Source organism: Streptomyces sp. NPDC048295 (assembly GCF_040652135.1).
In the GTDB taxonomy this organism is placed as follows: domain Bacteria; phylum Actinomycetota; class Actinomycetes; order Streptomycetales; family Streptomycetaceae; genus Streptomyces.
This window is the reverse complement of the sequence record NZ_JBEZLL010000030.1, coordinates 101,987-123,555: the sequence shown is the minus strand read 5'-3', so window position 1 is coordinate 123,555 and position 21,569 is coordinate 101,987. Positions and strand designations below refer to the sequence as shown.

General features: G+C 71.1%; 18 protein-coding genes. 6 read left to right on the top strand and 12 right to left on the bottom strand.

Annotation, left to right across the window (positions count from 1 at the left end):
* Positions 1-133: 133 nt before the first annotated feature.
* Together AB0D53_RS34135 and AB0D53_RS34130 are read right to left on the bottom strand one after the other, a co-directional pair.
* Complete coding sequence (locus AB0D53_RS34135) at positions 134-1,711, bottom strand: PucR family transcriptional regulator (RefSeq protein WP_362453113.1); 1,578 nt, start codon at positions 1,709-1,711, stop codon at positions 134-136.
* A gap of 124 nt (positions 1,712-1,835) precedes the next feature.
* Entirely contained in the window at positions 1,836-4,190 is a 2,355-nt protein-coding gene (locus tag AB0D53_RS34130; RefSeq protein WP_362453112.1) for an ATP/GTP-binding protein, read from the bottom strand.
* A 264-nt stretch (positions 4,191-4,454) separates the two neighbouring features.
* On the opposite strand from AB0D53_RS34130, the gene gabT reads away from it, so the two are divergent.
* The gene (gene gabT / locus AB0D53_RS34125; protein WP_362453110.1) at positions 4,455-5,795 is read left to right on the top strand and encodes a 4-aminobutyrate--2-oxoglutarate transaminase; all 1,341 of its coding nucleotides are present in this window, start codon (positions 4,455-4,457) and stop codon (positions 5,793-5,795) included.
* 148 nt (positions 5,796-5,943) lie between these two features.
* Positions 5,944-6,765: a phosphatase PAP2 family protein gene (locus AB0D53_RS34120; protein ID WP_362453109.1), complete on the top strand. Its 822-nt coding sequence runs from the start codon at positions 5,944-5,946 to the stop codon at positions 6,763-6,765.
* On the opposite strand, the gene AB0D53_RS34115 is transcribed toward AB0D53_RS34120, so the two are convergent.
* The 8 genes from AB0D53_RS34115 to AB0D53_RS34080 form a co-directional block, all read right to left on the bottom strand.
* Positions 6,716-8,539 (bottom strand): glycoside hydrolase family 18 protein, encoded by a 1,824-nt coding sequence (locus AB0D53_RS34115; RefSeq protein ID WP_362453108.1) that lies wholly within the window; start codon positions 8,537-8,539, stop codon positions 6,716-6,718. The genes AB0D53_RS34120 and AB0D53_RS34115 overlap by 50 nt on opposite strands.
* A 167-nt stretch (positions 8,540-8,706) precedes the next feature.
* The gene (locus tag AB0D53_RS34110; RefSeq protein ID WP_362453107.1) at positions 8,707-9,168 is read right to left on the bottom strand and encodes a hypothetical protein; all 462 of its coding nucleotides are present in this window, start codon (positions 9,166-9,168) and stop codon (positions 8,707-8,709) included.
* A gap of 151 nt (positions 9,169-9,319) precedes the next feature.
* A complete protein-coding gene (locus AB0D53_RS34105; RefSeq protein WP_362453106.1) occupies positions 9,320-10,735 on the bottom strand; it encodes an FAD-dependent oxidoreductase in 1,416 nt (471 codons plus the stop codon).
* 24 nt (positions 10,736-10,759) lie between these two features.
* The gene (locus AB0D53_RS34100) at positions 10,760-11,560 is read right to left on the bottom strand and encodes an ABC transporter permease (RefSeq protein ID WP_093540672.1); all 801 of its coding nucleotides are present in this window, start codon (positions 11,558-11,560) and stop codon (positions 10,760-10,762) included.
* Positions 11,560-12,489 carry an ABC transporter permease gene (locus tag AB0D53_RS34095; protein WP_362453105.1) on the bottom strand — a complete coding sequence of 310 codons (930 nt, stop codon included), beginning with the start codon at positions 12,487-12,489 and terminating at the stop codon, positions 11,560-11,562. The genes AB0D53_RS34100 and AB0D53_RS34095 overlap by 1 nt, the downstream gene beginning before the upstream one ends.
* Entirely contained in the window at positions 12,486-13,634 is a 1,149-nt protein-coding gene (locus tag AB0D53_RS34090; protein WP_362453103.1) for an ABC transporter ATP-binding protein, read from the bottom strand. The genes AB0D53_RS34095 and AB0D53_RS34090 overlap by 4 nt, the downstream gene beginning before the upstream one ends.
* 75 nt (positions 13,635-13,709) lie before the next feature.
* Complete coding sequence (locus AB0D53_RS34085) at positions 13,710-14,960, bottom strand: spermidine/putrescine ABC transporter substrate-binding protein (protein ID WP_362453102.1); 1,251 nt, start codon at positions 14,958-14,960, stop codon at positions 13,710-13,712.
* 42 nt (positions 14,961-15,002) lie between these two features.
* Positions 15,003-16,517, bottom strand: coding sequence for a gamma-aminobutyraldehyde dehydrogenase (locus AB0D53_RS34080; protein WP_362453101.1), 1,515 nt, complete (start codon positions 16,515-16,517; stop codon positions 15,003-15,005).
* 207 nt (positions 16,518-16,724) lie between these two features.
* Here AB0D53_RS34080 and AB0D53_RS34075 point away from each other — a divergent pair, with 207 nt between their 5' ends.
* The gene (locus AB0D53_RS34075; protein WP_362453100.1) at positions 16,725-17,273 is read left to right on the top strand and encodes an NADAR family protein; all 549 of its coding nucleotides are present in this window, start codon (positions 16,725-16,727) and stop codon (positions 17,271-17,273) included.
* A gap of 114 nt (positions 17,274-17,387) precedes the next feature.
* On the opposite strand, the gene AB0D53_RS34070 is transcribed toward AB0D53_RS34075, so the two are convergent.
* Positions 17,388-18,116, bottom strand: coding sequence for a DUF4190 domain-containing protein (locus tag AB0D53_RS34070; protein WP_362453099.1), 729 nt, complete (start codon positions 18,114-18,116; stop codon positions 17,388-17,390).
* On the opposite strand from AB0D53_RS34070, the gene AB0D53_RS34065 reads away from it, so the two are divergent.
* From AB0D53_RS34065 to AB0D53_RS34055, 3 genes are all read left to right on the top strand, one after another.
* Positions 18,115-19,284, top strand: coding sequence for an adenosine deaminase (locus tag AB0D53_RS34065; protein WP_362453097.1), 1,170 nt, complete (start codon positions 18,115-18,117; stop codon positions 19,282-19,284). The two genes, AB0D53_RS34070 and AB0D53_RS34065, sit on opposite strands and share 2 nt — an antisense overlap.
* Positions 19,285-19,306: 22 nt before the next feature.
* Positions 19,307-20,011, top strand: a complete 705-nt coding sequence (locus tag AB0D53_RS34060) for a glycerophosphodiester phosphodiesterase (RefSeq protein ID WP_362453096.1) — start codon at positions 19,307-19,309, stop codon at positions 20,009-20,011.
* Positions 20,012-20,079: 68 nt separating this feature from the next.
* On the top strand, positions 20,080-20,883 hold the full coding sequence (locus AB0D53_RS34055) for an SAM-dependent methyltransferase (protein ID WP_362453095.1): 804 nt from the start codon (positions 20,080-20,082) through the stop codon (positions 20,881-20,883).
* 89 nt (positions 20,884-20,972) lie between these two features.
* Here the strand turns inward: AB0D53_RS34055 and AB0D53_RS34050 are convergent, their stop codons facing one another.
* Entirely contained in the window at positions 20,973-21,530 is a 558-nt protein-coding gene (locus AB0D53_RS34050) for a hypothetical protein (protein ID WP_362453094.1), read from the bottom strand.
* Between the last annotated feature and the right edge of the window lie 39 nt (positions 21,531-21,569).

The following is a 21,569-nucleotide window of genomic DNA, read 5'->3' as shown; positions in this document are numbered from 1 at the left end:
GAGCGGTGGGGGTGTCTTGCCCCCACCGTAGGGCCGCGCGGCCGTCCTGGCGTTTGTCCGGCGTGGAGCAGTACGCACCGGGGACGCGCCGCTTTGTCGGATGCGGGCGGAACCCCCGGCTCCGGCGGATCGGCTAGGTCTCCGGCGCCGACGGGCTGCTCGTCGCCTTCAGTGCCAGCCACAGCTCCATCCGGACGTCCGGATCGTCCAGTGAGCGGCCCAGGATCTCCTCGACCCGGCGCATCCGGTAGCGCAGGGTGTGGCGGTGCACGCCCAGGTCGGCCGCGGCGGCGTCCCACTGGCCGTGGTGGGCGAGCCAGGCCCGCAGCGAGGCCACCAGGTCGCCGCGGCCCTTGGCGTCGTGCTCGTACAGAGCGCGGAGCATCCCGTCGGCGAAGGCCCGTACCGCGTCGTCCGCGAGCAGCGGGAGCACCGAGCCGGCTGCCAGCTCCTCGTGCTCGACCAGCGCCCTGCCCCGGCGGCGGGCCACCGAAAGGGCCTGTTCCGCCTGCTTGTACGCGGCGGAGACGGCGATCGGGCCCGCCGGTGCGGAGAGGCCCACGACCACCTGGCCCTCCTCCGCCTTCGCCCCTTCGGCGGGCGTCCGTGCCTCCTGGGCCTCCGCGTACGCCGCGCAGGCCGCGACCGCCGCTCCGCCGTCCGCGGCGAGGACGACGAGCCGGTCGCCCTCGGGGACGGTCAGCAGGGTCTCGCCGGTCCGCAGGGCCGCCGCCTCCATCGCCTCGCCGAGCGCCGCGGGGGTGGCCGGCTCGGACGCCTCCGCGATGAGCAGCCGGAACGGGGCGTCGAGCAGCCCTCCGTACAGGTCCCCGGCGACGGCCCTGGCGTGGTCCGGCTGGCCGGCGAGCAGCATCCGCAGCACCGCCGCGCCGAGGCGCTGTTCGGCACCCTGGAGGGAGCGGGAGCGTGCGGTGGTCAGGGTGAGCAGGGCGACGGCGGAGTGCACGGCGTACCGCCCGGCGGTGCCGAGTGCCGCGCCGGTCCCGACGGCGAGCGCTCCCCTGACCTGGCGGCCGGTGCCCAGGGACTGGAGCTCCACCCGGTCGTCGGTGTCGCCCACCACGATGCTGGCCGGGGCGGGGCGGTCCCGCAGCCGTTCCACGTCGGGGGTGAGCCGGGCGGCGCGGCGGGCGGCCCATTCGGGGGCCGCGGCGACGACCTGGCCGGCCGCGTCGTACAGCGCGGCCCAGCCGTCGAGGTGGGCGGCGAGGCGGGTGAGGAGTGCGCCGGGTCCGTCGCCCGCGAGTGCGGCCCTGGTCAGTTCCCGCTGGACCTCGAACCCGGCCGTCACGGCCCGGTACTGGTCCTCGGCGATCGCGGAGGAGACCGCCTTGGCGATGGCGATGAACGGGGTGCGGCGCGGCACTTCGAGGAGTGGCAGCCCCGCCTCCTCGGCCGCGTCGATCAGCGCCTCCGGCACCTCGTCGTAGTTGACGCCGACGGCGAAGCCCAGGCCGACGACTCCGGCCCCGGCCAGCCGCCGCACGTACCGCCGCATCGCCTCGGGGTTCTCGGCGTCGAGGTTGGTGGCGGTGACGAGCAGGAACTCGCCGCCCTCCATGTACGGCACGGGGTCGGCCAGCTCGCTGGCGTGCGCCCAGCGCACGGGCGCGTCGAGCCGGTCCGCCCCCGCGCGCACGGTGAGCTTGAGCGCCGAACGCTGGACGAGCGAGGCGAGAGTGAGGGGCATGGGGAGCGCGGGACCTCGGGGAGTCGGTTTTCGCCGTCCCGTATGAACGGCTGCTGCCAATTCTGCCAGGCTGGCAGGGTTCGACATGACCACGCCCAAGGACCCGGGCCGCGTCCCGTACCGATCAGCCGTTCAGATCCACCAGCAGCGGCGGCGCGTGCTCGCCCCGCACGGTCGTCAGGGACAGTACCGCGTGTCCGGCGGGCACCCGGTGGGCCAGTTCGGAGGCCGACCAGCGCTCCCGCTCGACCTGGCGCACGGTCACCGCGTCCGTGGTGACCGCCTTGCCGGTGACGAGCTTGCGCAGGGCGTGCACGGCGCGGGTGAGCGGCTGGTCGGCGAAGACCGTGTGCTTGGCGACCTCGGTGGTCTCCACCCATTCGGTGCCCCACGCCTGTGCGAAGAGCCGCCCGTCCCAGGTCGTGACGCCGGAGAAGGCCATGTGGCAGCCGACCGAGCCGAGCAGGGCCGTGTGCAGGCTCTCCGGCACGTCGTCCAGCCCGCGCAGGGTGAGCAGGACTCCGGCGTTGCAGTTCCGCAGCCGCTGCACGGCCCGTACGGACTCGGCGGTGACGGTGTGCGTGGCGTCGTCCAGGGCGAGGAAGGCGAACAGCGAGCGGTCCGTGCGGGCGGCCGCCCCGGCGGTGAACTGGGCGAGCACCAGCCGGGCGATCAGCCGGGCGGCCTCGGGGTGGGCCCGTTCCGGCAGGTCGATGCGGACCCGCAGCGGGTGTTCGAGGGTGCGCGGCGAGAAGGGCCGGGTCGCGCCGGTGGTGTCGAAGAAGCCCGCGAAGGCGGGCCGGTCCAGGGCGGCGAGCCGGTCGGCGAGCCGGACCGCCGGGTCACCGGGGGCGCCCGCCTGCCGTGCCCGGGTGTCGAGTTCACGGAGGTAGGAGCGGTGCGCCTCGCCGTCGAGCTGCGCGCGGAGCTCGGCGAGGGCACCGGGAGAGCCGTCGAGCAGCTCGCGCAGCACCGGGACGGACGGGAAGCGGTCGTGGACCGCCCGGTACGGGCCCAGCAGCTGGGCGAGGGCGGTGGTGGCCCGCCGCGCGTCGAGGTCGGGGAGGTCGCCCGCGATCGCCTCGGCCAGCAGGGCGGCGGCCTCGTCGGCGTCGTCGGTCCCGCTGTACAGGTCGAGGTCGTGGGCGCAGGAGGGGTCGCCCGGCCTGATCACCACGTCGTAGCCCTCGTCGGGCCCGAGCGGGGTGCCCGTCGCGCAGACGGCCACGACGGCGGCCTTTCCGGCGAGGGCCTGGAGGGCGAGCGACTCCACGACCGGCCGCACCAGGTGCCGGGTCCTGCCCGATCCGAAGGGCCCGACGGCCAGCAGCGAGGAGCCCAGGGAAGCCGGGTCGACGGCGGCCCCCGCTCCCCGCCGGGCCGCCGGGTTGCGCTCGGAGTCGGTGTACCGGCCGAGCCGCACCTGCGAGGTGAGCAGGTCGTGGGTGGCGGCACGGGACGGCAGGTCCCGGTCGCCCGAGGGGTGCGGACAGGCCCCCGCGCCCTGGCCGAGCACGGCGTCGGTGAACGGGCCGATCCGCGAGGGGTCGGCCTCCACGGAGAGCCAGGCACGCCGGATCCGTACGCAGTCGACGTCGTTCATCCGCCCGGCCCGCTCGTCCGCCACCAGCCGGTCGGCTGCCGTGTGCCGGCCCGCGGCGCGCAGCTGCGGCCAGTCGGCGGGGCTCTCGGCGGGTGCCTTCTCCGGCTCCGGCCCGGGCTTCGCCCGGCCGCGCAGCTCCCGTACGAGGGTGAGCCAGCCGCCGGCCCGCCCGACCGGCAGGAGGATCGCGGCCGCGCCCACCAGGTGGTACACGGTCTTGAAGGTCTCCACACGGTCCAGGGTCTCCTCGGCCGTGCCGCCGTAGAGCCAGGAGTACGGGGTCAGGCCCAGCGCCAGGTCGTCGAAGGGCAGCAGCTCGTCGGCGTTGACGAAACACCAGACCAGGACGGCCCCGGCCAGCGCGGTGCCCAGCGCCCGGCGCGGCTGGGGGTGGTCGGCGGCGTACCGCTGGAACACCTCGCGCCAGTTGCCCAGCCGTCCGAAGCCCCAGATCACCAGGGCGGCGACCAGGCTGTTGTAGACGGCGAGGGCGGTGAGGGCCGCCGCGGGGCGTTCGAGCCCCCACCAGTCGGACGGTGTGACCACTTCGAGGAGGATCCGGCTGTGCGGCACGTATCCGTTGCGCCACAGCGACCACACCAGCATGGCGGCGAGCAGCGCCACCACCGCGCCGCCGATCAGTGCCCGGTCGGGCACCCGGTCGGGGTCGGACTCGGGCCGGGGCTTGTGGCCGAACCGCCACAGGCCGGGCTCGGCCGCCGCGCGCGGCGTACGCAGCCAGACACCCAGCGCAGGGCCGGAGGCGGGGGCGTGTCCCGGCCTCGGAGGCAGTCCGGGTGGTGGCGGGCCCGCCGGGCGCGGCACCGGGCTACCGGAGCGGGTGTCGCGGGAGCCGTACGTGCCCTCGGTGTCCATCTGCTGTCCCTCGTCCCCTGACCAGCGCCGACCGGTAACTCCGGGCGCGGGCGCCCGAAGTCATCAATCTAGTGCCCCGTATCACCCTGTCGGACGCGGTCCGGCGGGATGTCTTCGCCCGTTCCCCGGGGCCGCGCACCCTCTCGCTATGTCCGTGACGGACAACGGCACGCGGGCACCACTCCCGAACGGAACATGCCGTACCCGGGGCCCCGCCCATAGCCTGCACGAAGAAGCGTCCGAAACACCCCCCAGGAGCCCCTCATGACCGCAATCCCGCAGGAGCGCCGCGTCGTCACTGCCATTCCCGGCCCGAAGTCGGTGGAGCTGCAGGCCCGCCGTCTGGAGACGGTGGCCGCAGGTGTGGGCTCCACCCTGCCGGTGTTCACCGCCCGCGCCGGTGGCGGGATCATCGAGGACGTGGACGGCAACCGTCTGATCGACCTCGGCTCCGGTATCGCCGTGACGTCGGTCGGCGCCTCCGCCGAGGCCGTCGTGCGCCGTGCCTCCGCGCAGCTCGCCGACTTCACCCACACCTGTTTCATGGTCACGCCGTACGAGGGGTACGTCGAGGTCTGTGAGCAGCTCGCCGAGCTGACGCCGGGCGACCACCCGAAGAAGTCCGCGCTGTTCAACTCGGGCGCCGAGGCCGTCGAGAACGCGGTGAAGATCGCCCGCATCCACACCAAGCGCACCGCGGTCGTCGTCTTCGACCACGGCTACCACGGCCGCACCAACCTCACGATGGCGCTGACCGCCAAGAACATGCCGTACAAGCAGGGCTTCGGCCCGTTCGCGCCCGAGGTCTACCGGGTGCCGGTGGCGTACGGCTACCGCTGGCCGACCGGTGCCGAGAACGCCGGTGCCGAGGCGTCCGCGCAGGCCATCGACCAGATCAACAAGCAGATCGGCGCGGAGAACGTCGCCGCGATCATCATCGAGCCGGTGCTCGGCGAGGGCGGCTTCATCGAGCCGGCCAAGGGCTTCCTCCCGGCGATCGCCCAGTTCGCGAAGGACAACGGCATCGTCTTCGTCGCCGACGAGATCCAGTCGGGCTTCTGCCGCACCGGCCAGTGGTTCGCCTGCGAGGACGAGGGCATCGTCCCGGACCTGATCACCACCGCCAAGGGCATCGCGGGCGGCCTGCCGCTCTCCGCCGTGACCGGCCGCGCCGAGATCATGGACTCCGCCCACTCCGGCGGCCTGGGCGGCACCTACGGCGGCAACCCGGTCGCCTGCGCGGGTGCGCTCGGCGCCATCGAGACGATGCGCGAGCTGGACCTGAACGGGAAGGCGAAGCGCATCGAGGAGGTCATGAAGGGCCGCCTCGTCGAGATGCAGTCGAAGCTCGACAACGGCGACATCATCGGTGACATCCGCGGCCGCGGCGCGATGATCGCGATCGAGCTGGTGAAGTCCGGCACGAAGGACCCGAACCCGGAGGCCGCCGCGAAGCTCGCCAAGGCCTGCCACGCGGAGGGCGTACTGGTCCTCACCTGCGGCACCTACGGCAACGTCCTGCGCTTCCTCCCGCCGCTGGTGATCGGCGAGGACCTGCTGAACGAGGCGCTCGACGTCATCGAGCAGGCTTTCGGCCGGATCTGATCTGTGCGAACCCCGGCGGCTCCGGAACGCGCTTTCGCAGGGGTTACGAGGGGCCCGCGTGAGGGCCTGTGAAGAAGGTGTGGGGGGCCGATGGCGGGATCACTTTCCCGCTGTCGGTCCCCCGCCGGCTGCCGTACGGTTTCTGCAGATGAGAGAAACACCCCGCCCGCAGGGGACTGCGGGCGATGCCGGGCCGGAGCTTCCCCAGCGCCGTCCTGGCAGTGCCTTCGCGCACACCGCTGGAGCCTCCGGCTCCGGAACTCCTCACCGATCGGATGGCCGCTCGCCCCAGACCCCCCGGGGCGTGCGGCAAACCGGTCCGACCGGCCGCCCCGGAACCACCCCCCCTGTTCCCGGGCGGCCGGCCCTTTTCCTTTCCCTGGCCCTGGCTCTCCCGGCGCTGTTCGCGCTCACCACCTGGCAGGTCGTGGCCGGCGGCCCGTTGCGCGCACTCGACGAGCGGACCGGCCGGGCGGTCGTGGGAGACGGTCCCGCCCGGCTGACCGAGCTCCTCGCCGATCTGGGCAACATGCAGGTCGCGGTCCCGGTGCTGGGCTGCGCGATCGTCCTCGCCCTGGTGCGCGGTGCGCGCCGTGAGGCGCTGTACGCGGCGCTCACCATGGGCGCGGTGCCCGCACTCGTCGTTCCGCTGAAGGCCTGGATCGCCCGTCCGGGACCGCTGACGGACGCCACCGGCTACTTCCCGTCCGGCCATGCCGCGACGGCCGCGGTGGCATACGGAGCGGCTGCGCTGCTGGTCGCGCCGCACCTGCGGCGGCCGTGGTCGTGGATGACGCCCGTCGCCGCTGTCCTGCTGACCACGGCGACGGGCATCGGTCTGGTGCTGCGCGGCTACCACTGGCCGCTGGATGTGCTGGGCAGCTGGTTCCTGTGCGGGATGCTGCTCCTGCCGCTGGGACTCAGCCGCCGAAGTAGGCGTCGAAGTTCTTCGAGAACTCCCCGTTGTTGAACCGGTCCCAGTTGATCGACCACGTCATCAGCCCGCGCAGCGCGGGCCACGTCCCATGGGTGGCGTAGGAGCCGCAGTCGGTCTTCTTCGTCAGGCAGTTCAGTGCCTTGGTGACCTCGGCGGGCGAGGTGTGGCCGTTGCCCGCCTGGGTGGAGGCCGGCATGCCGATGGCGACCTGTTCGGGGCGGAGCGGGGGGAAGACCCTGGTCTGGTCGCCCGCCACCGGGAAGCCGGTGAGCAGCATGTCGGTCATGGCGATGTGGAAGTCCGCGCCGCCCATCGAGTGGTACTGGTTGTCCAGGCCCATGATGGAGCCCGAGTTGTAGTCCTGGACGTGCAGCAGGGTCAGGTCGTCGCGCAGCGCGTGGATGACCGGGAGGTAGGCGCCCGCCCGGGGATCCTGGCCGCCCCAGGGGCCGGAGCCGTAGTACTGGTAGCCGAGCTGGACGAAGAAGGTCTCGGGGGCCATCGTCAGCACGAACTTGTCGCCGTACTTGGCCTTGAGGGTCTTCACCGCGGAGATCAGGTTGACCACGACCGGGGTGGTGGGGTTCCGGAAGTCGGTGTCCCCGGTGTTCAGCGAGAGCGAGTGGCCCTCGAAGTCGATGTCGAGGCCGTCCAGTCCGTACTCGTCGATGATCTTGCTGACCGAGGAGACGAAGGTGTCGCGGGCGGCGGCGGTGGTGAGCTGCACCTGGCCGTTCTGGCCGCCGATGGAGATGAGCACCTTCTTGCCGGCGGCCTGCTTGGCCTTGATGGCGGCCTTGAACTCGGCGGCCGACTCGACGTTCGGGCACTCGGTGACCGGGCAGAGCGAGAAGCGGATGTCGCCGGAGGTGACCGAGGTCGGCTCGCCGAAGGCCAGGTCGATGACGTCCCAGGAGTCGGGCACGTCCGCCATCCGCGTGTAGCCGGAGCCGTTGGCGAAGCTGGAGTGCAGATAGCCGACGAGCGCGTGGGCGGGCAGGCCGCCGCCCCCGCCTCCGCCGCCCGCCGTGGTGGTGGCCGTGACCGCGGCGGATCTGGACGATTCCCCGGCGGAGTTGGTCGCGGCGACCTGGAAGCTGTACGCGGTCGACGCGGTGAGGCCGGTGACGGTGGCGGAGGTGCCGGTGGCCGAGAGGACCTTCGTGCCGCCCCGGTAGACGTTGTAGCCGGTGGCTCCGGCGGATCCGGTCCAGGAGAGGTCGACCGAGGAGGCGGTGGCCGTGCCGGCCTTGAGCCCGGTGGGGGCGGCCGGGAGTTCGGCCGGGGCACCGCCCGGTCCGATCAGGCTGAGGTCGTCGGCGTAGTAGGCGGGGGTGCCGAACCAGCCGTGGGTGTAGACGGTCACCCGGGTGGTGGACGGGCCCGTTCTGAACGTGGTGGTGAGCTGCTTCCAGTCGGTGGACGACTGGGTCCAGGTGGACACGTCGGTGGTGCCGGTGCCCTCCGCGCCGAGGTAGACGTAGGAGCCCTGCACCCAGGCGCTCAGCGTGTAGGCGGAGTCCGGCTGGACCGTCACCACCTGGGAGCACTTGGCGTTGTCGGCGCCGGCCGGGGTGGCCTTCAGCGCCGAGGTGCCGCTGTGGGCCGGCGTACCGACGGCGGCTCCGCTGCCGCCGGTACAGCTCCAGCCGTCCAGGCCGGACTCGAATCCGCCGTTGCGGGCCAGGTCGGTGTCGGCAGCGGCGGCGGACGGAGCGAGGGCGGTCAGACCGCCGGCGGCGAGCAGGGCCGCCGAGAAGGCGGCCACGACTCCGGTAAATCGGGCGGGGGGTCCCGTGCGTTCCACAACGGCCTCCGTGCATGGGGGAATTGAGTGCGGCCGCCACAACATGGTCCAGACCAATCAGGTTGTCAAGACCTCTGACAGTCCCGGGCCGCCCGCCGGGTCCGCGGCATGCACCGTTCCCCACCCGCCGGGTCCGCGCGTACACCGTTCCCCCCGCCCGGCCGCCGTCAGTCCCTGCCGCTCCCGGCCGGCCCGGCCGCCGCCTCGTGCATCGCGAGCTCCAGAAGTGTCGCGTCGGTGAGGGTGCCCGAGCCGTCGGGCGGGATCAGCCAGCGCACCCCGCCGTTGGACGCCCGGCCCGGATGGGGCACGACGATCCAGGTTCCCCGGCCCGCACCGCGTACGCCGGTGCCGATCCAGCCGGCGACGGTGCCCGGCGCCACGAAGAAGCCCATGCGGGCGTCACCGAAGTCGGAGAGAACGGGACCGGGCCTGTCGATGAGGCGGGTCAGTACGCCGAGGGTGGGACGGCCCAGCTCCCCCGGCAGAATCAGCACGTCCCAGCGCCGGCCGGCGGGCAGGAGCGCGACCCCGCGGGGATTGCGCTCCCATTCCCACCGGCAGGCGTCCGGATCCGGCGCCACCGATACGAGCCACTCGATCGCTGCTTTGACCCCCGCGCCAGCCATGACCGGCCTCCATTTCCCTGTGCACCGGCCATGGGTTGCCGGTGTGTTCACACGGGAGAGAGCGAGGGCGCCGATCGATTACGCGGGTTCGGGCAACGAATCGGGAAACGAAGAGGCCGGTCACCCTCGTGGGTGACCGGCCCCTTCGGACTCAGCTGTCGAAACCCAGCCCCAGCCTGTCCATCGTCCTCAGCCAGAGATTGCGGTGCCCGCCATTACTGTCCGCCCTGGCCAGGGACCTCTTGGTGAGCTCGATCCCGGCCCAGGCGAAGGGCTCCGGCGGGAACGGCATCGGCTTGCTGCGGACCATTTCCAGCGCGGTCCGTTCATTCTGGTCGCCCGCCAGCAGATCGAGCATCACATCGGCCCCGAAACGGGTGGCGCCGACGCCGAGCCCGGTGAATCCGGCGGCATAGGCGACCCGGCCCTGATGGGCCGTGCCGAAGAATGCGGAAAAGCGCGAACAGGTGTCGATCGCCCCGCCCCAGGCATGGCTGAAACGGACCCCCGTCAATTGCGGGAAACAGTCGAAGAACTGGCCCGCGAGTTTGAGGAAGGTCTCCGGACGCTGATCGAGATCGGCGCTCAGCCGGCCGCCGAACGGATAGATCGCGTCATAGCCGCCCCACAGGATCCGGTTGTCGGCCGACAGACGGAAGTAGTGGAACTGATTGGCGCTGTCGCCCAGCCCCTGGCGGTTCTTCCAGCCGATGGAGGCCAGCTGGTCGGCGGTGAGCGGCTCGGTCATCAGCGCGTAGTCGTAGACCGGCACGGTGTACGGGCGCACCCGCTTGACCAGCGACGGGAAGATGTTCGTACCGAGTGCGACCCGGCGTGCGAAGACCCTTCCGTACGGGGTACGGACCGCCATTCCCGTGGTGGACCTGGCGAGTTCGAGGCCCCGGGTGTGTTCGTGGATCCGCACTCCGAGATCGAGGCAGGCCCGCTTCAGGCCCCAGGCCAGCTTGGCGGGGTGCAGCATGGCGACGCCCCTGCGGTCCCAGAGACCGCCCAGGAATGTCGGTGAGTCGACCTCGGCACGCAGCGCGTCCCGGTCCAGGAATTCCGACCCGGTGAAACCGAGCTTCTCGGCCTCCTGGTGCCATTCATGGAGCTCTTCGAGCTGGTGGGGCTCGGTGGCGACATCGATTTCACCGGTGCGCTCGAATTCGCAGTCGATCGCATAGCGGGCGACGGCGGCCTCGATGGCGTCGAGGTTGTGCTCGCCGAGCTCCTCCAGCTTGTGGATCTCCTCCGGCCAGCGCTCCAGGCCGTTGGGCAGGCCGTGGGTGAGGGAGGCGGCGCAGAATCCGCCGTTGCGGCCCGAGGCGGCCCAGCCCACCTCGTGCCCCTCGATCAGTACGACGTCACGTTGCGGGTCGCGTTCCTTGGCGATCAGCGCGGTCCACAGTCCGCTGTAGCCGCCGCCGACGACGAGCAGATCGCAGTGCTCGTCACCGGTGAGCGCGGGCAGCGCCTCGGGCCTGCCCGGGTCGTCCAGCCAGAACGAGACGGGCTTCGCGTCGGCGAGTGATTGTGCAGCAGTACGCATGGCAGCTGGGGCCATGGTTTCCAACTCCTTCAGGGCTTTCTATCGTGCGCTGTTCTTGCGCCGGTTCGCGATGAGCTGGCCGACGACCACCACCATGACGGCAATGATGAACATGGCCGTACCGATGACGTTGATCTGCACGGGCGTGCCGCGCTGTGCCGATCCCCAGACGAACATGGGGAAGGTCACGGTGGAGCCCGCGTTGAAATTGGTGATGATGAAATCGTCGAAGGAGAGCGCGAAGGCCAGCAGCGCTCCCGCCGCGATTCCGGGGGCGGCGATCGGCAGCGTCACCCGCAGGAAGGTCTGCACGGGTCCGGCGTACAGATCGCGGGCCGCCTCCTCCAGCCTCGGGTCCATCGACATCACGCGCGCCTTCACGGCCGTCACGACGAAGCTCAGGCAGAACATGATGTGGGCGATCAGGATCGTCCAGAAGCCCAGCTGTGCGCCCATGTTGAGGAAGAGCGTGAGCAGCGAGGCGGCCATGACGACCTCGGGCATCGCCATCGGCAGGAAGATCAGCGAGTTGATCGCGCCGCGTGCCCGGAAGCGGTAGCGGACCAGCGCGAAGGAGATCATCGTGCCGAGCACGGTCGCGCCGACGGTGGCCCAGACGGCGATCTGCAGGGACAGCGAGAGCGAGCCGCACATGTCGGCGACGCCGCAGGGGTCCTTCCAGGCGTCCAGGGAGAAGCGCTGCCAGGCGTAGTTGAAGCGCCCGTTCGGCTTGTTGAACGAGAACACCATGACGACGACGTTCGGCAGGATCATGTACGCGAGGGTCAGCAGACCCGCGATGACGATCAGATTCCGGCGAATCCAGCGCAGTACGGGCATCAGACCAGGTCCTCCGTCCCGGAGCGGCGGATGTAGACGGTGACCATGATCAGGACGACCGCCATGAGGATGAAGGAGAGCGCGGCCGCCGTCGGATAGTCCAGGACCCGCAGGAACTGGGTCTGGATGACGCTGCCGACCATCTTGGTGTCGGTGGAGCCCAGCAGTTCCGCGTTGACGTAGTCACCGCTGGCCGGGATGAAGGTGAGCAGCGTCCCGGAGACGACACCCGGCATGGAGAGCGGGAAGGTCACCTTGCGGAAGGTGGTGGCGGGCGTGGCGTACAGATCGCCGGCCGCCTCGTGCAGCCTGCCGTCGATCCGCTCCAGCGAGGTGTAGAGCGGCAGGATCATGAACGGCAGGAAGTTGTACGTGAGACCGCAGACCACCGCCATCGGCGTGGCCAGCACCCGGTTGGACTCGGTCCAGCCGAGCCAGCTGGTGACGTCCAGGACGTGCAGGGTGTTCAGTACGTCGACGACCGCGCCGCCGTCCGCGAGGATCGTCTTCCAGGCGAGCGTGCGGATCAGGAAGCTGGTGAAGAACGGCGCGATGACCAGCACCAGTACGACGTTGCGCCAGCGCCCGGCCTTGAACGCGATGAGGTAGGCGAGCGGGTAGCCGAGGAGCAGGCACAGCAGGGTGGCGGTGCCCGCGTACAGCAGCGACCGGACGAACTGCGGGTAGTAGTCGGTCAGTGCGTCCCAGTACGTCTGGAAGTGCCAGGTGACCTCGAATCCCTGCTCCAGGGATCCGGTCTGCACGGAGGTCGACGCCTGGTAGACCAGCGGCAGCGCGAAGAAGACCACCAGCCACAGAATGCCGGGGAGCAGCAGCCAGTACGGGACGAGACGCTTGCGGGTGGAGGGCTTGCGTACCCTGAGCTCCGCCGTGACGGGCGCCGGTGGCGCCTCCTTGGTGACGGTCACGCCGCGTCCTCCACCGTCTCCACACCGGCGTCGATGTCCTGGGCGGCGTCCAGCCCGAAGGTGTGCGCCGGGTTCCAGTGCAGCACGACCTCGGCACCGGGGGTGAGCCGCGCGTCGCGCTCGATGTTCTGCTCGTAGACCTGGAGCGCCTTGCCGGCCGGGCTCTCCACCACGTACTGCGTGGACACCCCGATGAAGCTGGAGTCGACGATCCGGCCGGTGACCCGGTTGCGGCCGTCGGCGATCGCGTCCGCGTCGTCGGCGTGCGCGAGCGAGATCTTCTCCGGGCGGACGCCCAGTAGCAGCTTGCCGCCCTTGCTGGTCGGGGCCGTACACCGGTCGGTGGGCAGCCGCAGCTTCCCGCCGCCCGCGGCCACGACTATGTCCGCGTCCGCGGAGACGACCTCGCCCTCGATGAGGTTGGAGGTGCCGAGGAAGTTGGCGACGAAGGTCGTCCTGGGGTTCTCGTACAGGTCGGCGGGGGCACCCAGCTGCTCGACGCGGCCCCCGTTCATCACCGCGACGGTGTCGGCCATGGTCATGGCCTCCTCCTGGTCGTGGGTGACGTGGATGAAGGTGATGCCGACCTCGGTCTGGATGCGCTTGAGCTCCAGCTGCATCTGGCGGCGCAGCTTGAGGTCGAGGGCGCCGAGCGGTTCGTCGAGCAGCAGCACCTGCGGGTGGTTGATCAGGGCGCGGGCGACGGCGACGCGCTGCTGCTGGCCGCCGGAGAGCTGGTGCGGCTTGCGCTTGGCGAAGTCGCCGAGCTGGACGAGGTCCAGCATCTCGTCGACCTGCTTCTTCACCGACTTGATGCCGCGCCGGCGCAGACCGAAGGCGACGTTCTCCGAGATGTCGAGGTGCGGGAAGAGCGCGTAGCTCTGGAAGACCGTGTTGACGGGCCGCTTGTACGGAGGGAGCCCGGTGATGTCCTGGCCGCCGAGCGAGACCGTGCCGGTGGTCGCCTCCTCCAGACCGGCGATCATCCGCAGGGTGGTGGTCTTGCCGCAGCCGGACGCGCCGAGCAGCGCGAAGAAGGAGCCCTGCGGGACGGTCAGATCGAGCGGCTTGACGGCTGCGAAGGAGCCGTACGTCTTGCTGATCCCGGTGAGGCGGACGTCGCCGCCGGTCTGCTGCTGTGTCATGGATCGCGGTCCCAGTGTGTCAGAGGGAGATCAGGGGAGATCGTGGGAGCGGGTGGGGCGGGGAGGGCGCGGCGGTCAGGCGCCGATGAGCTTGGCGAACTTCTCTTCGTACGCCGTCTCTTCCTTGCTGGTCAGGGAGCGGAAGGCGTGCGACCGGGACGCCATCTCCCGGTCCGGGAGGATCAGGACGTTGTCGGCCATCGCCCGGTCGATCTTCGCCAGCTCGTCGCGGACCCCGTCGACCGGGCAGACGAAGTTGATGTACGCGGCGAGCTTCGCGGCGACCGACGGCTCGTAGTAGTAGTCGATCAGTTTCTCGGCGTTGGTCTTGTGCCGGGCCTTCACCGGGACCAGCAGGTTGTCGCTGGATATGACGTAGCCCGCGGCCGGAATGGCGTACTTGATGTCCGGGTTGCCGGCCTGGAGCTGGATGACGTCGCCGGCCCAGCCGACGCAGGCGGCGATGTCGCCCTTGTCGAGGTCCGCTGTGTAGTCGTTGCCGGTGAAGCGGCGGATCTGGTTCTTGTCGACGCCCTTCTGGAGCCGGCCGATCGCGGCGTCGTAGTCGGCGTCGGTGAAGTTGCCGGGGTCCTTGCCCATGTCGAGCAGGGTCATGCCGACGGTGTCGCGCATCTCCGAGAGGAAACTGACCCGGCCCTTGAGCTTCGGGTCGTCGAGCAGCTGGCTGACGGAGTCGACCTTGCGGCCGCCGGTCGCCTTGGAGTTGTAGGCGATGATGGTGGGGATGCCCGCCCAGGGGTACGAGTACGCACGGCCGGGGTCCCAGTCCGGGGAGCGGAACTGGGCCGAGAGGTTGGCGTAGGCGTGCGGCAGGTGCGAGGCGTCGAGCTTCTGCGCCCAGCCGAGGCGGACGATGCGGGCGGCCAGCCAGTCGGTGACGCAGATGATGTCGCGGCCGGTGTCCTGGCCGGCTGCGAGCTGCGGCTTGATCTTGCCGAAGAACTCGACGTTGTCGTTGATGTCCTCGGTGTACTTGACCTTGATCCCGGTGCGCTCGGCGAACGCCTCCAGGGTGGGCCGGTGCTTGCCGTCGTCGGTGACGTCCATGTACTCGGTCCAGTTGGAGAAGTTGACCTGCTTCTCCTCGGCCGAGTGGTCGTCGGAGGCCGCGGCGGCGTCCCCCTCCCGCTTGGCAGGCGGGATGCCGCACGCGCTCAGCGTGCCCAGCCCGCCGATCGCCAGCGCCCCCATGCCGGAGGCGCGGATCAGCGATCGGCGGGTCAGAGCGCCCCGGCCGTTGGTGAGGCTGCGTCGCATCGCGGCCGTCTGGGCCGCGGAGAGACGCTCCGGCTCGTACTGCTCCATGCGCGTTGCCCTTCCGGGTGTGTGTGGCCGGGGTCGGCCGGGTTATCGGTCCCCGAAGATCGTGCGGTGCCAGTCCTTGCGGGCGACCGCGGTGTTGTCGTACATGACGTGCTTGACCTGCGTGTACTCCTCGAAGGAGTACGAGGACATGTCCTTGCCGAAGCCACTGGCCTTGTATCCGCCGTGCGGCATCTCGCTGATGATCGGGATGTGGTCGTTGACCCAGACACAGCCCGCCTTGATCTCACGGGTGGCGCGGTTCGCGCGGTACAGGTCGCGGCTCCAGGCGGAGGCGGCGAGTCCGTACGGGGTGTCGTTGGCGAGGCGGATGCCCTCGTCGTCGGTGTCGAAGGGCAGCACGACCAGGACCGGGCCGAAGATCTCCGACTGGACGATCTCGCTGTCCTGGGCGGCTCCGGCGACCAGCGTCGGCCGGTAGTAGGCACCGGCCGCCAGTTCGCCGCCGGGGACCTCGCCGCCGGTGACGACGGTGGCGTAGGCGCGGGCCCGCTCGACGAATCCGGCGACCCGGTCCCGCTGGGCGTGGCTGATCAGCGGGCCGAGGTCGGTCGACGGGTCGAAGGGGTCGCCGAGCCGGACGGTCTCCATGAGCGCGGCGACCCCCTGGACGAAGGCGTCGTACAGCGGGCGCTGGACATAGGCGCGGGTGGCCGCGGTGCAGTCCTGGCCGGTGTTGATGAGCGCTCCGGCGACCGCACCGTTGACCGCCGCTTCGAGGTCGGCGTCGTCGAAGACGACGAAGGGGGCCTTGCCGCCGAGTTCGAGGTGGAGGCGCTTGACGGTGGAGGTGGCGATCTCCGCGACCCGCTTGCCGACGGCGGTGGAGCCGGTGAAGGACGTCATGACCACGTCCGGGTGTCCGACCAGGTGCTCCCCGGCGTCCTTGCCCGCGCCGGTGACGATATTGATCACACCGTCGGGGATGCCCGCCTCGGTGGCCGCCTGGGCGAACATCAGCGAGGTCAGCGGGGTGATCTCGGCGGGCTTGAGAACGATGGTGTTGCCCGCGGCGACGGCCGGGAGGACCTTCCAGGCGGCCATCTGGAGCGGATAGTTCCAGGGTGCGATGGAGCCGACGACCCCGATCGCCTCACGGCGTACGTACGAGGTGTGGTCGCCGTCGTACTCGGCGGCCGACTTGCCCTCCAGGTGGCGGGCGGCGCCGGCGAAGAAGGAGGTGTTGTCCACGGTGCCGGGCACGTCGAACTCGGTGGAGAGCTTGATCGGCTTGCCGCACTGGAGGGACTCCACGTACGCGAAGTCCTCCGCCTGCTCCGCGAGTACGGCGGCGAAGCGGTGCATCGCCTCGGACCGCTCGGCGGGCGTCGTGCCCGACCAGCCGGGGAACGCCTCGCGTGCGGCCGCCACGGCGGCGTCCACGTCGGCGGTGCCCGCCAGCTCGTAGCTGTAGACGGTCTCGCCCGTCGCCGGGTTCACCACGTCGTGGTGACGTCCCGATGTTCCGGACCGCAGCTTTCCGCCGATGTACTGTGCGCCGTCCGCGAAGCGGTCCCGCACCTGGATGCCGTTGCCCATGACGTTCTCCTCCGCCGAGTGCCCCGGAGCGCGGGGTCGGCGTAGCCTCTGCTCGATTTGAGTGCCGATCCTGGCAGAGGGGATCAACCCCAACAAGTGATTCCGTTGTTGCCTTTTGGTTACGCGACGGAATCTGTCGACCATGTGTCGCGTCGGTGCGGAATTCCCCGTACGGAGTGTCAGTGGCGAATGCCAGAATCGCATGTCATGGAACACATGGACGATCTCCTTGCGCGGACCGCGCGCGGCGAGAAGGTGAAGTACCTGCACTTCTGGGGGCACCGTCCCCGGCCCGACGGCCGCATGAGCGCGAGCTGTCTCAGCCAGTGGTGGCCGTCGCCCTTCACGGTCGACGGTGTGCGGTACGCCTCGGCCGAGCACTGGATGATGGCCGCCAAGGCCCGGTTGTTCGGCGATGCGGAGTCGGAGGCCTCGGCGCTGGCGGCGAAGAGCCCGGCGGCGGCGAAGAAGGTGGGCCGGCTGGTCCGCGGTTTCGACGACGCGACATGGGAGCGCGAGCGGTTCGCGCTGGTGGTGGCCGGCAGTGTGCACAAGTTCGGCGGCGATCCGGAGCTGCGGGAGTTCCTGCTGAACACCGGGGACCGGGTGCTGGTCGAGGCGAGCCCGATGGACCGGATCTGGGGCATCGGCCTGGCGGCGGACGACCCGCGGGCGGGGGCTCCGGCCGGCTGGCGGGGGCTGAACCTGCTGGGGTTCGCGCTGATGGACGCGCGGGCGGAGCTGCGCGGGTCATGAGGCACCCCGGACGTCCGACGGCCCGGCGGGGCCGGGACACGGCCCCGCCGGGCCATCGGCGGATATCGCGCGGCGCCGGTACCGCGGGGGTCCGGCACCGGCGCCCGGACGCTGCTACCGGCTGACGTCGACGACCAGGGACGTGGCGTACGGGTCGTCGCTGCTGCCGCTGTCCTCGAATTCCTCGATGTGGGTGGTGAACATCCAGATGAAGAAGCTGATGATCGCCACACCGAGGACGATGCCGATGGATCCCGTGATGATCCCGGCGAGCGCCTGACCGTTGTTGTTCGCCTCACCGCGCTGCACCCGCTTGCGGCCGAGGATGCCGAAGATCAGGGCCAGTACGCCCAGGATCAGGCTGGGTATCCCGTAGACGCAGAACATGCAGACGGCCAGGATGCCGAGCACCATGGCCGCGGTTCCCATGCCGTTGGCGGGCGGCGGACCGCCCCAGGGCGCCTGGTTGTACCCGGGGTACCCCGGGTAGCCGCCGTACTGCGGAGGGGGTGCGGCCGGGTATCCGTACTGTCCGGCCGGCGGGACCTGCTGGCCCGGTCCGTTCGGTCCGACCGGTGGCGGCGGCACCTCGCCGGGAGCGGGGCCGAATCCGGCTCCGGGCACCGGCCCGGTCTGTGCCGGCGAACCGAACGCCGGCGGCGGTGCGTCGGCCGGTGCGGGGCCGTCCCCGGGACCCGGCATCGAGGTGACCGTGGGCTGCTGGTGCACAGCGGGCGGGCGAGGGTCACCGGCCGGCTTCTCCAGCGGCACCTTGCTCTCCGGCGGAGCCCACGGATCGCGCGGCGCGGCCCCGCCCTCGGGCTGCTCTGTGTTGTCTGACATGGGCCTCCCCCATCGTGGTCCCGTCATGCTACGGCCCCGCCGCCCACCGGTGGCCCCGGCCTACGATGATCCCCGTCCCCTGCCCGGCCGACCGTGCCCGGCACCCGAACCGTCCCACGCCCCGGAGAGTCCGATGACCGATCTGCACCCCTTCATCGCGGGGCTGCCCAAGGCCGAACTGCATGTCCACCATGTCGGCTCCGCCTCGCCCCGCATCGTCGCCGAGCTGGCCGCGCACCACCCCGACTCCAAGGTCCCCACCGACCCCGAGGCGCTCGCCGACTACTTCACCTTCACGGACTTCGCGCACTTCATCGACGTGTATCTCTCCGTCGTGGACCTGATCCGCACCCCGGAGGACGTCCGCCTGCTGACCTTCGAGGTCGCCCGCGACATGGCGCGGCAGAACATCCGCTACGCGGAGCTGACGGTGACCCCGTTCTCCTCGACCCGGCGCGGCATCCCCGAGCAGGCGTTCATGGAGGCCATAGAGGACGCCCGCAAGGCCGCCGAGGCCGAGCTGGGCGTCGTGCTGCGCTGGTGCTTCGACATTCCGGGCGAGGCCGGGCTCGAAGCCGCCGAGGAGACCACCCGGCTCGCCGTGGACCTGCGGCCCGAGGGGCTCGTCTCGTTCGGTCTCGGCGGTCCGGAGATCGGTGTGGAGCGCCCGCAGTTCAAGCCGTACTTCGACCGCGCGATCGCCGCGGGCCTGCACTCCGTGCCGCACGCCGGGGAGACCACCGGACCGCAGACCGTCTGGGACGCGCTGACCCATCTGCGTGCCGAGCGCATCGGCCACGGCACCAGCTCCGTCCAGGACCCGAAGCTGCTGGCCCATCTCGCCGAGCACCGCATCGCGCTGGAGGTCTGCCCGACCTCGAACATCGCGACCCGCGCGGTGGCGGACATCGAGCAGCACCCCGTCAAGGAGATGGTGGACGCGGGCGTCCTGGTCACCATCAACAGCGACGACCCGCCGATGTTCGGCACGGACCTCAACAACGAGTACGGGGTGGCCGCCAGGCTGCTCGGTCTGGACGAGCGGGGTCTCGCCTCGCTGGCGAAGAACGCGGTCGAGGCCTCTTACCTCGACGCGGCCGGCAAGCGGAGGCTGGCCGCCGAGATCGACACGTACACGGCCGACTGGCTGGAGCGCGCCGGCCGGTGACCCCGGTGGTCACAATGACCCCATGGTCACCTCAGTCACCGCCGTGGCCCACCGCGGCGATCCCTACCGTGTCCGCGAGAACACACTCCCCTCGATCCGCTCCGCTCTCGGACGGGGGGCGGACGCGGTCGAGATCGATGTACGGGTCACCCTCGACGGCGTACCGGTCCTGCTGCACGACTCCACGCTGAAGCGGCTGTGGGGCCACGACGTGCGGCTCGACCGGCTCACCCGCCAGGAGCTCACTGAGCTGACCCGGGGCGGTGTGCCCACGCTGCACGAGGCGCTGCTCGCCGCCGGGGAGCACCGGATCATGATCGATCTGCCCGGCTCCACGGACGGCTCCGTGCCGAGGATCACCGACGTGGTGCGCGAGTGCGGGGCCGGCGAGCGGGTGTACTACTGCGCCGGTCCCGACGCCATGCTCCGGGTGCGGGCAGCCGACCCGGACGCCGAGATCGCCATGACCTGGACGACCCTCGCGCCGCCGCGCGTCACGCTGCTCGACGCGGTGCGGCCGCGCTGGCTGAACTACCGGTTCGGGCTGGTGGACCGGGACCTGACGGACCGTCTGCACCGGGACGGGCTGCTGGTCTCCGTGTGGACGGCCGACACCAGGCGGACCATGCGCCGCCTGGTGCGGCACGGCGTCGACTCGATCACCACCAACCGGATCGACGTCCTGCGGGACGTCCTCGCCAACTCCCCGGCCCACGGCTCCTCCTGACCGGTCCGGCATCATGGGCCTGCCCCCATCGTCCGTGATGCCGGGCCCGGAGCAGGAGGAGCAGCGCCGTGACCGATCCCCGCACCACACCCGTTCCCGACGACCGCGTCCGTTCCGACGCCGCCCACAACGCACGGGTCTGGAACCACTGGCTCGGCGGCACGGACAACTACCCGGTGGACCGTGCGGTCGGCGACCGGGTCACCGCCATGTACCCGAGCATCGGCGAAGTGGCGCGCGCCGACCGGGCGTTCCTGGGGCGGGCGGTCCGGTATCTGGCCGGTGAGGCGGGAATCAGGCAGTTCCTGGACATCGGCACCGGTCTGCCGACCGCCGGGAACACGCACGAGGTCGCCCGGCGCACCTCCCCCGACTGCCGTGTCGTGTACGTCGACAACGACCCGGCCGTGCTGGCGCACGCCCGCGCGCTGCTGGCGGGCTCACCGCAGGGCGCGACCGTGTACGTCGACGCGGACGCCCGCGACCCGGAGCGGATCCTGCGGGCCGCGCAGCCGACACTGGACCTGGAGCGGCCGGTCGCCGTCCTGCTCCTGGGCATCCTCAACTTCGTCCTCGACACGGACGAGGCACGGCGCATCGTGCGCACGCTGATGGGCGCGCTGCCCTCCGGCAGCCATCTGGTGCTCACCCACCCCACGCTGGAGCTGGGCGGCGAGGGCAACGAGGCGGCGATGCGGTTCTGGAACGAGAACGCCACCCCGCCGATCACCGCCCGCGGCCGCGCCGAGTTCGCCGGGTTCCTGGCGGGGCTCGACCTCGTGGAGCCGGGCATCGTCTCGTGCGCGCGGTGGCGGGCCGAGCCCGGTGCGGCGCGCGTGGCGCAGTTCGGCGCGGTGGCGCGGAAGCCCTGACGGGGCCGGTCCGATGCGCATACGGGACATCGCGGCGGGAGTGCGCGGACGCACCCTGGGGGCCTTCGGCGCCCCGTCGGCCGGGTGATTCAGGCCGCCGGCCCGGTCGGCACGGTGGCCGTCGGCGCGGGCTCCGCGCGCGGAGTCCGCTCCAGGGCCTCCAGCTGCTTGATCATGCGGCGCACCACGAGCAGCGGGACGACCCCGAAGATCCCGAACGACATGTCGATGACGGACCACCAGAAGGGGATGCCACGGATGGGCCCGCAGATCAGCGCGAGCGGGATGATCCCGGCACAGGCGATCATGCCGAATTCGATGACCCAGATGTTGCGGACCGGGTCGCGGTAGGGGCCGTAGAAGGCGACCGCGATGACCAGATGCGCGAAGGCCAGCCAGTCGGTGCCGTACAGCACGAAGGGGTACTTCGCGTCGGCCTCGTCGAGGCCGGTGCGGACCTTGGTGATCCACTCCATCAGTGCCGGGAAGTGCTCCGGCACGGGAGAGGCCGAGGACCTCAACAGATCCTCGGCCCAGTGGAGTTCGTGGACGAGCGGAAAGGCGGTCAGCCCGCTCAGGACCAGACACACGACAAAGACGGCCAACCACACGCGTATGCGCCTCAGCAGGGCTCTTCGCTCGCTCATGTCCGCAGCGTACGCCCGTGTCCACCGGCCCCCTGCGCC

Coding starts and splice junctions, on each gene's coding strand:
- AB0D53_RS34065 (WP_362453097.1), top strand. CDS start 18,115: ATGGGCCTCCCCCATCGTGGTCCCGTCATGCTACGGCCCCGCCGCCCA.
- AB0D53_RS34085 (WP_362453102.1), bottom strand. CDS start 14,960: ATGGAGCAGTACGAGCCGGAGCGTCTCTCCGCGGCCCAGACGGCCGCG.
- gabT (WP_362453110.1), top strand. CDS start 4,455: ATGACCGCAATCCCGCAGGAGCGCCGCGTCGTCACTGCCATTCCCGGC.
- AB0D53_RS34050 (WP_362453094.1), bottom strand. CDS start 21,530: ATGAGCGAGCGAAGAGCCCTGCTGAGGCGCATACGCGTGTGGTTGGCC.
- AB0D53_RS34105 (WP_362453106.1), bottom strand. CDS start 10,735: ATGGCCCCAGCTGCCATGCGTACTGCTGCACAATCACTCGCCGACGCG.
- AB0D53_RS34080 (WP_362453101.1), bottom strand. CDS start 16,517: ATGGGCAACGGCATCCAGGTGCGGGACCGCTTCGCGGACGGCGCACAG.
- AB0D53_RS34110 (WP_362453107.1), bottom strand. CDS start 9,168: ATGGCTGGCGCGGGGGTCAAAGCAGCGATCGAGTGGCTCGTATCGGTG.
- AB0D53_RS34090 (WP_362453103.1), bottom strand. CDS start 13,634: ATGACACAGCAGCAGACCGGCGGCGACGTCCGCCTCACCGGGATCAGC.
- AB0D53_RS34060 (WP_362453096.1), top strand. CDS start 19,307: ATGGTCACCTCAGTCACCGCCGTGGCCCACCGCGGCGATCCCTACCGT.
- AB0D53_RS34070 (WP_362453099.1), bottom strand. CDS start 18,116: ATGTCAGACAACACAGAGCAGCCCGAGGGCGGGGCCGCGCCGCGCGAT.
- AB0D53_RS34100 (WP_093540672.1), bottom strand. CDS start 11,560: ATGCCCGTACTGCGCTGGATTCGCCGGAATCTGATCGTCATCGCGGGT.
- AB0D53_RS34135 (WP_362453113.1), bottom strand. CDS start 1,711: ATGCCCCTCACTCTCGCCTCGCTCGTCCAGCGTTCGGCGCTCAAGCTC.
- AB0D53_RS34130 (WP_362453112.1), bottom strand. CDS start 4,190: ATGGACACCGAGGGCACGTACGGCTCCCGCGACACCCGCTCCGGTAGC.
- AB0D53_RS34120 (WP_362453109.1), top strand. CDS start 5,944: ATGAGAGAAACACCCCGCCCGCAGGGGACTGCGGGCGATGCCGGGCCG.
- AB0D53_RS34075 (WP_362453100.1), top strand. CDS start 16,725: ATGGAACACATGGACGATCTCCTTGCGCGGACCGCGCGCGGCGAGAAG.